This window comes from Rothia endophytica, from assembly GCF_039543885.1.
Taxonomy (GTDB): Bacteria; Actinomycetota; Actinomycetes; order Actinomycetales; family Micrococcaceae; genus Rothia; species Rothia endophytica.
The window spans coordinates 403,904-417,175 of sequence record NZ_BAABKP010000001.1; the positions used below are offsets into that span (position 1 = coordinate 403,904).

10 protein-coding genes are annotated in these 13,272 nt (G+C 55.7%); 8 read left to right on the plus strand and 2 right to left on the minus strand.

All coding sequences use genetic code 11. The features are described from left to right. The first annotated feature begins 9 nt into the window (after nt 1-9). From ABD982_RS01830 to proC, 6 genes are all read left to right on the plus strand, one after another. A complete protein-coding gene (locus ABD982_RS01830; protein ID WP_345445738.1) occupies nt 10-1,605 on the plus strand; it encodes a DUF7059 domain-containing protein in 1,596 nt (531 codons plus the stop codon). 16 nt (nt 1,606-1,621) lie between these two features. After that, nucleotides 1,622-2,053, plus strand: coding sequence for a pyridoxamine 5'-phosphate oxidase family protein (locus ABD982_RS01835; protein ID WP_251379341.1), 432 nt, complete (start codon nt 1,622-1,624; stop codon nt 2,051-2,053). A 147-nt stretch (nt 2,054-2,200) separates the two neighbouring features. Next, nucleotides 2,201-5,017: a type I DNA topoisomerase gene (gene topA / locus ABD982_RS01840; RefSeq protein ID WP_345444007.1), complete on the plus strand. Its 2,817-nt coding sequence runs from the start codon at nt 2,201-2,203 to the stop codon at nt 5,015-5,017. Nucleotides 5,018-5,214: 197 nt separating this feature from the next. Next, complete coding sequence (locus ABD982_RS01845) at nt 5,215-6,198, plus strand: Ppx/GppA family phosphatase (protein WP_345444009.1); 984 nt, start codon at nt 5,215-5,217, stop codon at nt 6,196-6,198. Between the two features lie 122 nt (nt 6,199-6,320). Then, a complete protein-coding gene (locus tag ABD982_RS01850; RefSeq protein WP_345444012.1) occupies nt 6,321-7,166 on the plus strand; it encodes a sugar phosphate isomerase/epimerase family protein in 846 nt (281 codons plus the stop codon). A 110-nt stretch (nt 7,167-7,276) separates the two neighbouring features. Continuing rightward, the gene (proC, locus tag ABD982_RS01855) at nt 7,277-8,119 is read left to right on the plus strand and encodes a pyrroline-5-carboxylate reductase (protein WP_345444014.1); all 843 of its coding nucleotides are present in this window, start codon (nt 7,277-7,279) and stop codon (nt 8,117-8,119) included. 680 nt (nt 8,120-8,799) lie between these two features. Here the strand turns inward: proC and ABD982_RS01860 are convergent. Together ABD982_RS01860 and ABD982_RS01865 are read right to left on the minus strand one after the other, a co-directional pair. Then, nucleotides 8,800-9,477 carry a potassium channel family protein gene (locus ABD982_RS01860; RefSeq protein ID WP_345444017.1) on the minus strand — a complete coding sequence of 226 codons (678 nt, stop codon included), beginning with the start codon at nt 9,475-9,477 and terminating at the stop codon, nt 8,800-8,802. Further along, nucleotides 9,470-10,924 carry a TrkH family potassium uptake protein gene (locus ABD982_RS01865; protein ID WP_345444020.1) on the minus strand — a complete coding sequence of 485 codons (1,455 nt, stop codon included), beginning with the start codon at nt 10,922-10,924 and terminating at the stop codon, nt 9,470-9,472. Before ABD982_RS01865 ends, ABD982_RS01860 begins: the two co-directional genes overlap by 8 nt. Nucleotides 10,925-11,056: 132 nt before the next feature. On the opposite strand from ABD982_RS01865, the gene ABD982_RS01870 reads away from it, so the two are divergent. Both ABD982_RS01870 and ABD982_RS01875 read left to right on the plus strand, forming a co-directional pair. Further along, the gene (locus ABD982_RS01870) at nt 11,057-12,265 is read left to right on the plus strand and encodes an acetoin utilization protein AcuC (protein WP_425570001.1); all 1,209 of its coding nucleotides are present in this window, start codon (nt 11,057-11,059) and stop codon (nt 12,263-12,265) included. A 128-nt stretch (nt 12,266-12,393) separates the two neighbouring features. Beyond that, nucleotides 12,394-13,254: an ArsR/SmtB family transcription factor gene (locus tag ABD982_RS01875; RefSeq protein ID WP_345444023.1), complete on the plus strand. Its 861-nt coding sequence runs from the start codon at nt 12,394-12,396 to the stop codon at nt 13,252-13,254. Nucleotides 13,255-13,272: the final 18 nt, after the last annotated feature.

Consider the following 13,272-nt stretch of genomic DNA (forward strand, 5'->3'; position numbering starts at 1 on the left):
AATGCCCCTATGAGCACCGACACTGCCGCGCTCGCAACCCTCAACGCAGCTTTGAAATCGGTGAATTACACCTATGACGGTGTGCAAGAGCTGCTGGGCGACGGTCCTTTCGACGCCATGGCTCGGGACCAGGTGGTTCCCGGCGTCTACCGCATTGGACAGGTACTGGGCTGGGAGGCAACATCTGAGAGCTTCACCACGGCTGACCGCGCTCTTGCAACCGTGGTCAGCTTCTTTTTGCTGGCTCAGGAATGCGAGGTAGCTGATCTTGATGCTGCCCTCGGCGCGGGCTCTGCGCAGCTTATTTCTGAGCTGGGGTTGGCAGAAGGGACGCCGGGTGGCGTCCTTGCCACGGTGGATTTGCGGCCTCATGCGGCTGATGATGGCACCGAGATTTATGTTGCCAGCGATTTAGGTGCTCATCAGCGCGAAGGCGTGTTGCGCCGTGACCACGTGCTGGGTATCGGGCACGCCTCGCTGACCCTGGCACAGTTGATTGAGCGAATCCCGGTAGATCGTGCTCTAGATGTGGGGACTGGCTGCGGTATCCAGGTCTTTCACTTGCTCGCCCACGCCCAGCATGTGACCGCCACCGATATTTCCGAGAGGGCACTGGCATTTACCCGCTTTAATCTGTTACTCAACGCTGAAGCGCTCCAGGTTGACCCCCACAATGTGGAGGCTCGCGTGAGCCTGCGCCTGGGTTCTCTGCTGGAACCGGTGGCTGGCGAAACCTTTGACTTGGTGGTATCTAACCCTCCCTTTGTGATTACTCCCCGCCGTGAGGGAGAAGTGGCCGCTGATCAGTACACCTACCGGGATGGCGGTATGGCAGGCGACGGTATCGTTTCTACCCTGGTGGAACAGCTCCCCGGGGCGCTTACCCCCGGTGGGCGTGCCCAGATGCTGGGTAACTGGGAAATCCCTGTTGCTGCTGTCGGGCAAGAGCGTGATTGGTCAGCGCGTCCCCGTGCCTGGGTGGGGGAGCAGACCGAAGCCTGGTTTATCCAACGGGAGGTGTTAACCCCTGAACAGTATGCCGAGACCTGGTTACGTGATTCTAGCGAGAACCGTGATGCGGCTGCCTATACCGAGAGCTACACGGCTTACTTGCGAGACTTCGCGGCGCGCGGAGTGGAGTCGGTGGGCTTTGGCATGATCTGGTTGCGCAAGCCTGCTGCGGACCCCACCGGTGAGCGCCTGCATCGCTTTGAAGAAATCACCTACCCCATCCAGCAACCCATCGCCCCTTTTATCACCGAGGCAGTAGCTCACTATGACGCGGTGACGGCCATGACCGATGAGCAACTACTGGCACAGCACCTGGTGGTGGCCGGGGATGTGACTGAGGAGCGACACGCTACGCCGGGTGCAGAGCATCCTTCTGTAATTTTGCTCCGTGCCGGTGCCGGGTTGCGTCGTACGATTTTGGAGACCACGGAAACCAGTGGCTTCGTCTCAGCATGTGACGGTGATTTGTCCGCCGGACAGATTATCGGCGCACTTGAAGCGTTGCTGGCTTGGGAGGATGACCAGCCGCGCCGCGTATTAATAAGTAATATTCGGGAACTCTGTGAGAAAAGTTTCCTGCGGATTGACAGCTGAGAATTAGACTGGGGCAATGAACGAGAATCCCATTAAAACTCTGAATGAAGACCGTTGCTGGGAACTATTGAATCAGCATCAGGTGGGCAGGCTAGCTCTGGCAGCTGGTGGTGAGATTGATATCTATCCCGTGAATTTCGTGGTGCACGAACGCAAGATTTACTTCCGCACCGCGGCTGGCCAGAAACTCTCTGAAGTGGTGATTAGCCGCAAGGCAGCTTTTGAGATTGATGAGATTGTTGATGGGGTGGCACGCTCGGTCGTGGTGCGCGGAAACGCTCACTGGCTGACCAGCGAAGCCGATATGAGCGCCGTTGAATCGCTGAGGCTCAAAGCGTTCGCACCGACCTACAAAACCAACTGGGTGGAGATAGAACCCACCGGGGTTTCCGGTCGTGAGTTTGAAATTGGGGATGAGCCGGACTACGACGAGCTTATCGTTGGCTAAGGTTCCTTGCCCGACCTCGCTCGGAGAGTAACAAGCTAACCTCACACCGGGTGCTGTGTGGGCGGCGGTGGGCAAGTGGGTTATTGTTGTGGGTATACGCGCAAAAACGGCGCTAGGACTGTCTGAACACTAATCCAAGGAGCACAGTTGCCCACTAAGGCTACCTCTGAACACGGCAGGTCACTGCTGATTGTGGAATCCCCCTCGAAGGTAAAAACGATTAGCGGCTATCTTGGTGATGCCTTTATTGTTGAGTCCTCCATGGGGCACATCCGCGATCTGCCTCAGCCTTCAGAACTGCCAGATGAGCTCAAAAAGGGCCCAGTGGGTAAGTTCGCCGTCAACATTGATGAGGGTTTTACACCCTATTACGTGGTGAATTCAGACAAGAAAAAGAAGGTCACCGAGCTCAAGCGCCTGCTCAAAGAATCTGACGCTCTTTACCTAGCAACCGATGGGGACCGTGAGGGTGAAGCTATCGCCTGGCACCTTTTTGAGGTGCTTAAGCCCAAGGTCCCGGTTTACCGTCTGACCTTCCCCGAAATCACCAAAGAGGCCATTGAACGCGGTTTTGAGAACCTGCGTGAAATTGACAATGACCTGGTGGACGCTCAGGAAACCCGCCGTGTACTGGACCGTATTTACGGCTATGAGCTCTCGCCGGTGCTGTGGCGCAAGGTATCCCGCGGTCTCTCAGCGGGCCGCGTGCAGTCGGTAGCAACCCGCCTGGTGGTGGAGCGTGAGCGTGAGCGCATGGCTTTCCGTTCCGCAACCTACTGGGATCTAACCGGTACTTTTGCGACCTCAGACAATCAAGCTTTTACGGCTAAACTTTCAGCGGTTAACGGTTCTCGCGTGGCAACCGGCAAGGATTTTGCTGATAGCGGCGAATTGAAGCCGGCTTCAGCGGGCAAGGTTGCCCACCTGGATGAGGCCGCAGCCAGCTCACTGGCAACCGCCCTGGAGCAGGCAGCCTTTAGTGTCCGCTCCGTTGAAACCAAGCCCTACACCCGTCGTCCTGCCGTACCCTTTACCACCTCTACCCTGCAGCAGGAGGCAGCGCGTAAGTTGCGTTTCTCCTCCCGCTCCACCATGCAGGTGGCTCAGCGGCTCTACGAAAACGGTTACATCACCTACATGCGCACCGACTCGGTAGCCCTGTCTGACCAGGCCACCAAGGCAGCGCGTAAGCAGGCGACCGAGCTCTACGGCCCGGAATTTGTACCTGCATCCCCCCGTACCTACAACTCAAAGTCAAAGAACGCCCAAGAAGCACACGAAGCAATCCGCCCTGCAGGGGATTCCTTCCGCACTCCGGATGCCGTGAAAAATGCTCTAAGCATGGATGAGTTCCGCCTCTACGAGCTGATTTGGAAGCGCACCGTCGCCTCCCAGATGGCCGATGCTAAAGGTTCCACTGCATCCATCCGCCTGGGCGCAACCGCAGCTGATGGGCGCGATGCCGAGTTCTCCGCCTCCGGCACCGTCATCACCTTCCGCGGCTTCTTAGCTGCCTACGAAGAGGGTAAGGATCTAGCCCGCGGCGAAGAGGGAAACGCCAAGGACGGTAGAGAAGATAAACGCCTGCCCAACCTAACCGAAGGCCAGGGCCTGACCGGGAGCGACATTGCAGCCGCCAAGCACACCACTTCACCGCCCCCGCGCTACACAGAAGCCTCCCTCGTCAAGGCAATGGACGAGCTGGGTATCGGCCGCCCTTCCACTTACGCGGCAGTTATCTCAACCATCATGGACCGCGGTTACGTCAATAACCGCGGCGGCACCCTGATCCCCTCCTGGGTTGCCTTCTCAGTGGTGCGCTTGCTCGAAGAATACTTCGCTAAGTACGTAGACTATGAGTTCACCGCAGAGATGGAAGAGGACCTCGACCGCATTGCCCGCGGCGAAGAGTCCCGCACCACCTGGCTGAGTAACTTCTACTTTGGTGGCGACGCCACGCGCGGTCTCAAACCCATCGTGGATAACCTGGGCGATATTGATGCCCGCGCTATCAACTCCATCGAGGTAGCTCCCGGCGTTAATCTGCGCGTGGGTAAGTTCGGTCCCTACCTTGAAGCCGGCGGTGAAATTGATACCGAAACTGGCGAAATCAAAGACCCCGTGCGCGCTAACGTGCCTGCTGATCTTGCCCCCGATGAACTGACTGAAGAAAAAGTCGCTGAGCTTATGGAACAGGGGAAGAACGACGGTCGCGAACTGGGCACAGATCCCGAAACCGGACGCACCGTGGTAGCACGTGATGGCCGCTATGGCCCCTACGTCACTGAGGTCATCCCCGAGATGACCGAAGAGGAAATCGCTGCATGGATGGAAGCGCAGCCCACCGAGTACTACAAGAATGGCCGCGCTAAGCCCAAGAAGAAGCCCAAGGCGGAAAAGCCCCGCACCGGCTCTCTCTTCAAGTCCATGGACCTTGCCACCGTCACCCTTGAGGACGCCCTCAAGCTCATGAGCCTGCCCCGCGTGGTGGGTACTGACGCTGAAGGTGTTGAAATTACCGCGCAGAACGGGCGCTTCGGCCCCTACCTGAAGAAGGGTACTGACTCCCGCTCACTGGAGACCGAGGATCAAATCTTCAACATTACCCTGGAACAGGCGCTCGAGATTTACTCGCAGCCCAAGCAGCGCGGTCGTGGCACAGCTAAGCCGCCCCTGGCTGAGCTGGGCGTTGACCCGGTTTCTGAGAAGAAGATTGTGGTGAAGGATGGTCGCTTTGGTCCCTACATCACCGATGGCGTCACCAACATTACGGTACCCCGCAGCGAGACTATCGAGTCACTGACGCATACCCGCGCGGTTGAACTGCTAGCTGAGAAGCGTGCTAAGGGCCCGGTGAAGCGCAAGACTGCGGCTAAGAAGCCCGCTGCCAAGAAACCGGCAGTTAAGAAAGCAACCGCGAAGAAGGCTCCTGCTAAAAAACCTGCGGCCAAGAAAGCTAGTTAGCATCTTGGGGCTGAACGTGTAGCAACGTGCTACGTGATGTCACACCCGATAGATGAGCCCCCGCCCGCTGACCCTCTTACGGTCTCGTGCGGGGCGCTCGCCCGTCTATGAACGTCCATGTCTGCCTATGTGCGCCCAATCGATCACTGGACCAGTAGACTAGACCTAGCTTTTTTCACTCACCACTGGGGGTTGCCATGCGCTTGGGCGTACTAGACGTTGGATCCAATACTGTTCACCTGCTGCTATTGGACGGTAATGCGGGCATCCGACCCGAGCCCTACGCCTCCCATAAGATGGGGCTGCAACTGGTCCGCTACATCGATGCGGACGGTAATATCAGCGATGAGGGGCGCAATAAGCTCACCGAGTTTGTGGGTAGCGCCCTTGATTTCGCGATTGAGAACAACGCCGAGGATCTGCTGGCTTTTGCCACCAGTGCTATTCGTGAGTCCACTAACGGCGCGGCTGTTTTGCAGTACGTGCAGAATAAGACCGGGGTGACCCTCACCGAAATTTCCGGTGATCAGGAAGCTGCAATTACCTACCACGCTGTGCGTCACTGGCAGGGCTGGGGTGCTGGCCGCATCCTGAACTTTGATATCGGTGGTGGTTCTTTTGAGTTTTCTACCGGTGTGAATGCTTTCCCCGATGACGCTATTTCTGTGCCGCTGGGTGCCACCCGACTGACCGGTGACTGGTTCAGTGACGAAATGCCCACCCCTAAAGAAGTGAAGAAACTGCGCAAGTACACCCGCGAGGTGTTGGAACCCGTTGCGGAAGATCTGCTGGCCTACGGCCAACCCCATATGACGGTGGGAACGTCCAAGACCTTCCGCTCCCTGGCGCGTATTTGTGGTGCTGCCTCCTACTCTGCAGGCCCCCACGTCAAGCGTGAGATGCGTCTGGAAGACCTGCGCCTGTGGTCCCGGCGTATGGAGGCCATGTCACCGGCTGACAGGGTCGATTTACCGGGTGTCTCTGAAATGCGTTCACATCAGATTCTTGCCGGTGCTATCGCTGCTGAGGCCGCTATGGAGGTCTTTGATATTGAGGTGATGCGCGTGAGCCCCTGGGCACTACGTGAGGGGCTCATCCTGCGCCGCCTTAACCACTTCGCAACCCAGGGCACCGCCAATATGATTAGTCCTAAATCGATTGCTGAGGGCGCCCGCCGCTAGCCGGGAGTTCTCTCTATTCCACGACGGTTGTCCCATTCTAATAAGAGGAGGGATTGATTAGTGGCCTTGCTGCCCGTGAGAAGTTCTAGAATGGGTGTAGACACCGTCACGGGGAGGTAACCATGACCGAGCAGAACAGTGCAGATCTGCAGGCAGTTAAGCAGAGCCAAGCTAAAGAGAGCACGCCCCAACAGGTCCCAGTGGCTCTCTCTACCTCCTGCCTCTTTCCTCTGGGTGTGCCAGAGACTTTTGAAACTGCCTTAGAGCTGGGCTATGACAGCGTCGAGGTTATGATTACCCACAACGTGCTGAGCCAGGAACCTCACGACCTGCTGGATTTGATTCAGAAGTACCAGCTACCCATTTCAGCGATCCATGCCCCTACTCTTTTGCTGACCCAGCAGGTTTGGGGCAGGGCCTGGAACAAGATGCAGATGGCCGCTAAGATGACCAGGGCAGTGGGGGCTGATGTGGTGGTAGCTCACCCGCCCTTCCGCTGGCAGAAAACCTACGCTAAGAACTTTGTGGCGGGGGTTCGCGAGATTTCCCAGCTAGAGGGCGTCAAAATCGCGGTGGAGAACATGTACCCCTGGTCAGTGAAGGGTAAGGCCGTAGAGATGTACGCCCCGCACTGGGATCCCTCCAAATTTGATTATGACTGGATGACCTGGGATTTCTCGCATGCTGCTGCCGCTAATGATGACTCGCTAGAGGCCGTTCAACGCATCGGTTCCCGGCTAGGTCACGTGCACCTGACAGATGGATCCGGTGACAAGGTCATGGACGAGCATCTGGTGCCAGGTCACGGCTCGCAGCCGGTTGCTGAAACCCTGCAATTCATTGCAGCCAGTGATTTTGACGGAGTGGTATGCGCTGAAATTTCCACTCGTAAGGCTAAGGGTGCGGCTGCGCGCGATGAGATGCTGGCAGAGACACTTGCCTTTGCCCGCGAACATTTGGCACGCTAGGTTTTTTCTTCGACAGGACGCCGGGCGGCGGCTGAGAGCTGAAATTAGGCAGGGTCTCCCCGTGGCATGAAAAAATGAAACCTGACTCACACTAAGGAGATGAGATTCTAATGACCACGGTAGCTTTTATCGGTACAGGTTCTATGAACGGTGCCATTGCGACTGGCCTTCTGGCGTCCGGCTTTGACCCTGCTAAGGTGCGCGCCACGGTGGGTTCCCATGCCAGTATTGAGAAGTTGCGCGCCAGGCTGGGGGAGGGGTCGGAATCTGTCACGGTTCTGGCGAATGAAGACGATCCCACAGCAAATCTAACAGCAGCCCGCGGCGCAGATATTATTCTGCTGGGGGTTAAACCCTACGATATCTTGGAGCGCGCCCGCGAAATCGCACCGGTACTTTCGCCCAATGCGATCATTGTTTCGGTGGCAGCTGGCATAACGCTCGAAGCATTAGAAAAGGCTCTGCCTGAGGGGCAACCTGCAGTGCGCTGCATGCCCAACACGCCTTCGCAGGTAGGCCGCGGTGTTCTGGCAGTTTCGATAGGCCAGACCGTTACTGAAGAACAGCAGGAAGCTGTAAAGCAGGTGCTGGGGCCGGCCGGTAAGGTGGTTGAAGTGGCTGAACATCAGATGGGTGCTGTCACCGCGGTGTCTGGCTCAGGGCCTGCCTATGCCTTTCTACTGGCGGAGACCATGGCTGCTACCGGGGTCAAGCTAGGGCTGGATGAAAAAACCGCCACCGAGCTCGCTGCCGCAACGGTTGCCGGAGCTGGCTATCTCTTGGAAGCTGACCCCAACCCACAGAAGCTGCGCAAAGCGGTAACAAGTCCCAAGGGAACCACCGATCGGGCTATTAGCACTTTTGTAGACCGTGGAATCTTTGAGCTAACAGAATCTGCCATGCGAGCCTGTGTCCAGCGCAATGAAGAGATGACTGCGGAGTTTAGCCGGTAGCCAGAATCCCCAGGGCTGAGTAAGAGTTAGAGCAAGAAAGAGGCGTGGGAGCCTAAAAGATTAAACGATGAAGGCCAAGCCGTAGGGAATCGGCTTGGCCTTCAGTTCCTTGTTTCTGAAAGAAATCAGAAACAGAGGAGCGCTCTCTACCGGGGCCAGACGGAATTAGGGGGGAACCGTCAGTCTGCCCTGGCTTCGAGCTACTTGAACGGGTTCGCGGACCGTTCAGTAATCACTCGCACCTTTAGAGGTAGTTATAACTATATGGCATATAGGGCAAAAGCGCACACTGAGATTCAAAAAAGTGGTCAAAAACTTAACATAGATAAATATTTTAATTTTTAATGAAAGTTACCGGTTGCACAGTGAATGGTCAGTTATCATTCCGTTACTTGCTATATATAGAAGCTTATTCAAAAGTCCTCCCAGCACTATAAAACACCACCTCTTCCCCACTGAAAATACCCCCGCTGGGCTTGGTGATGATTAATGAGCCTGGTACTTTGAGATTCGCTTCCAACGATTTGGTCAGCGGAGTGCTGGTGGCCTTCCCCCTGGTTTGCTTCAGGCAGTCTGGCTTGAGGTTATTTGGTTGAAGATTTTACTCTGATTGTGCTATTGGTGGGGCCGTTGTTTTATTGGTGGGTGTGAGGCTTGTGAATAAGCCTCATAGAGCCCCACTAGGGTCTTGATGCAAAGCGCTCAATCAGATCAACCTGACCAGAAACAATCAGCAAATCCCGTGACGAGACGCGGGTTTCGGGGGTCGCGTAGGTAATTTCTTCACCGGGAGATTTGACCCCCACAATGGTCACGCCGTATTTAGAACGCACATCAGATTCTGCCAGGGTGAACCCATGAGTTTCCTTGGGTGGGTACATTTTGACGATGGCAAAATCATCATCTAGTTCGATGAAATCTAGCAGCCTTCCTGAGAGAAGGTGGGCAACACGAGCGCCAGCATCCGATTCAGGGTAGACCACCTTGTGTGCACCGATACGGGAAAGGATTTTCCCGTGAGAGGGTGTTATGGCCTTAGCCCAAATTCGTTCAATGTCTAGATCCACCAGGTTCGCGGTAATCAAAACAGAAGCTTCCACCGAGGTGCCGACACCAACTACTGCGGCGGTGAACTCGTGTGCCCCCAGCTGTCTCAGGGCATTCATGTCGGTGGCATCAGCCTCAACAATATGGGTCAGCTCCCCGGACCACTTTTGCACAAGGGCGGGGTCTTTTTCTATAGCGAGAACCTCTTGGTTCTGGCGTACAAGTTGCACTGCTGTGGCTGTACCAAAGCGGCCAAGCCCGATAACGAGCACGGGGGCGCGGTGAGAGCGCTGAGGGTCTTTTCTAGCCAATGATGGGCCTCTCTTCTGGGAACTTGTAGAGCCTGCGGCGAGAACGCATGGCAAGCCCCGTTGCAACGGTAATGGTGCCGACGCGGCCAATGAGCATGAGGACGGAGAGTAGGTACACGCCGCTGTTAGGTAACTCGGCGGAGAGTCCGGTGGACAGGCCGCAGGTTGCGTAGGCCGAAATCACCTCGAACAGAGAACGTTGAAGTGATGCTCCACTCATGAGCATAATTGCTGCTGTGCCGATGAAGACGAAGGTCGCGCTCATCATAATGACCGAAATAGCGATACGTAGAACGGTGTCCGGAATGGTTCTTCCGAAAGCAACAACAAACTGATCACCACGGGCCTCTGCCAAAATGGCGAGGAAGACCACAGTAATAGTGGTGATTTTGATGCCACCGGCAGTGGATGCTGAGCCGCCGCCAATAAACATCAGCAGGTCGGTCAGTAGCGCGGTGACCGGGGTGATATCGTTCATATCAACGAGGTTGAAGCCACCTGAGCGCGTCATGATGGAGGCAAAGGTTGCGTTCAGAACCTTGTCGGCGACGCTCAGTTCGCCAATGGTTTTGTTGTTGTTCCATTCCAATGCTCCCCAGGCGAAGGAGCCGGCCACAAAGAGTACCAGGGTGCCGATGACGGTGAGTTTGGCGTTGAGGTTCCATCGGCTAAAAACTACCAGGTTTTGTTGGAGGACCAGAATGACGGGGAAGCCCACCGAGCCGATAACGACGCCAAGAGAGATGGGTATAAGAATCCACAGGTCATGGCCGTAGGGCACAATTCCGTCTGAGTGGGGGGTGAATCCGGCGTTATTGAAGGAAGAGACGGCGTAGAAGATGCCGTGCCAAACACCTTGACCCAGCGACTCGCCCAGTAGGAGAAATCGGGGTATTAAGACCAGCGCAATGGTGCCCTCAATAACGATTGAGGTAACGGCAACAGTGCGCAGCACGGAGCCTACTTCACCCAGTCGCCCGATATTCATTGACTCCTGCGTGATGATTCTTGACCGCAACCCTAATTTTCTACCAACAGCGAGCGCCAGGATTGAGGTCAGTGTCAGGGTGCCCAGCCCGCCAATTTGGGATCCCAGCAGGATCATGAGTTGTCCGAAGAAGGTCCACTGTTCAGCGGTGGATACCGTAGTAAGGCCGGTAACGGTCACGGCGCTGGTAGCAGTGAATACGGCGTGCTGAAGCTCAACCCGGTGCCCATCCTGAGAAGCGATGGGCAAAGAGAGCATGATTGAGAAAAAAGTGATGACGAGTATGAAAGCCGTTATTGCGGTACGGGAGGACGAAGACCCCACGACCCGGTCTATCAGATCGCGTAGGCTCTCAAAACGCTGGATCAACAGCCTAATCCCGGCTGAGTACCGCGATTCCTTACCCTCTCGAACGAACTGAGGTTGCTTCTTGAGCTCTTCCTGCTGTGGTGTGGACATCTTCTTACCTCCTTCATAGCTCATCGCTTCTAAGCGTAGTCTGCGTGTCATAAAACCGTCGCATCAACGGTTACGAGTTTTATTGTGTTTAATGGTATTTGTGACCCAACTTACCTATAGGGGGTAGAGCCAATGGCGGCCATTGAACGATTGAAGCCCACTGATGTGCGCGTGCTGTGGAGCCCCGCCATGGCCAACTATTTTTTTGGGGACTACCACCCTATGCATCCCAGTAGGCTGGATGCCACTGCATCCCTCGCTAAAGATTTAGGGATTTTTGACCTGCCTCAGGTTCAACTCGAAAAGCCAGAAATCGCCAGCGTTCAACAGCTTATGCTGGCGCATGACTACCCCTACATCGACGCCGTGCAGAAGATTAGCGCTGACCCATCATTGGTCATCGCTAGTTGCGGTTTGGGCACCGAAGACACCCCCGGCTACGAGGGAGTCCACGAGGCTAGTGCTCGCTTAGCGGGCGGAACTTTTCAGGCGGCTCAAGCAATTTTGGATGGCAAGGTTAAGCACGCGGTTAATTTTGGCGGGGGTATGCACCACGCCTCCCGCGACCACGCCAGTGGCTTCTGCATCTACAACGACTGCGCAGTGGGTATTAGCCACTTGTTAGAGCAGGGTGTTTCGCGCGTGGTCTATATTGATGTGGACGCCCACCACGGCGATGGCACACAGAGCATTTTTTGGGATGACCCACGCGTCATGACCATCTCCATTCATGAAACGGGAATGTCCCTCTTCCCTGGCACAGGTTTTTCCAACGAGGTAGGTCCGGAGGGTGAAGCCGCTGGAACGGCAGTGAATATTGCCATGCCACCTACCACTACCGATTCGGGGTGGCTGCGCGCTTTTAACGCTGTGGTTCCCAGCCTTTTGCGGGAGTTCCAACCAGAAGTGATTTTGAGTCAGCACGGTTGCGATACGCATATGAATGATGAGATGTCCCACATGAGCATTAGCATCAACGCTCAGCAGGAAATTGCGGCTCAGATTTCCTTGCTGGCTGATGAACTGTGCGAGGGCCGTTGGATCGCTACTGGCGGAGGTGGTTACTCGGTATACGACGCGGTGCCTCGCTCATGGACCCACCTGATGGCGGTTGCCGCCGGGCAGCCTCTGGATGTCTATCAGCCCACCCCTGCGTCCTGGCAGAAGTACATGCTTGAAACCTACGGAACGAAAGTTCCGGCTGCTATGGGCGACCCCGTTGATTTATGGTGGCGCTCCTGGGAAATAGGCTTTGACCCGGGCGACGATACCGATCGCACCATCATGGCGACCCGCAAAGAAGTTTTTCCGCTATGGGGCCTCGATCCTTGGTATGACTAGTCAGCCTATATATAGCCCGTCGGATATTTTCCAAGAAAATTGAGTCCTGTCTGAGTATTTGGTACAAACCTGAAATATGGTAGCGACAATATGTGAGTAGGGCTATATATGTGTATATGATGATGGGCATGAAGGACGATCTTTTTGCTGTCATTGCTGACCCCACACGGCGCCATATTTTAGAGTTTTTAGCCATCGAGAGACTCTCCGTGGGTGAGTTGGTTGAGGAGTTGGGTATCAGCCAACCTACCGTATCAAAACACCTTAAAGTTCTGCGCACTGCTGGGCTGGTGGAGACCGAAGCTGTTGGGCAAAAGCGTTTTTATTCTTTGGTACCCCAGCCCCTTGAGCGGGTTACCGACTGGTTAACATCTTTGGTGCCGCCGCCATCTGCGGCACAGGACGACGTGCAACGCCCCCCGCTCCCTGCTGCCGGGGAGCAATCGGTAGAGCCAGAAGATAGTCTAAACAAGCCTGCTGAATCGGTGGAAGAGAAGGACAAACCAGAAAATTCGGTGCAACCCCAGCTTACCGAGGAGGTTGTGGAACAGACCGAAGTTAAGGAACCTGCTGAAACTGCTGAAACTGCCGAACCTGCTGAGCTGCTTGAGTCTGTAGAAGCAGATGTGCCCGAAGTAGCAGACCTCGATGCCTCGCATCCTCAGGGGTCGCAGCTTTCTTCCCCGGCGATTACCTTCACCCCCTTTACTCCTTTTACCCCCTCTGCCACCGCAGACGCTCGCCCCACCTCACCTTCAGTGGCAGAAACAGAGACTGTTTCTGCAGCTTCCGAAGACCCCCAAGAGCTTTTATCGGTAAACACCGTAGAGGTCTCAGCGCCCGCTGAGATTGAAGACCAAGAAGTAGCTCAGAGGCAAGAGCACACCCCGCCTCTCTATGCTGAGGATAAGCTAGCCGTGCCCCAAGATGACACCGATGAACGTGGGCTCTTTGCAAAACTAACGCGTCTGCGCCGCCGTTCGCGCTAAACACTTTCCCCCTCACTC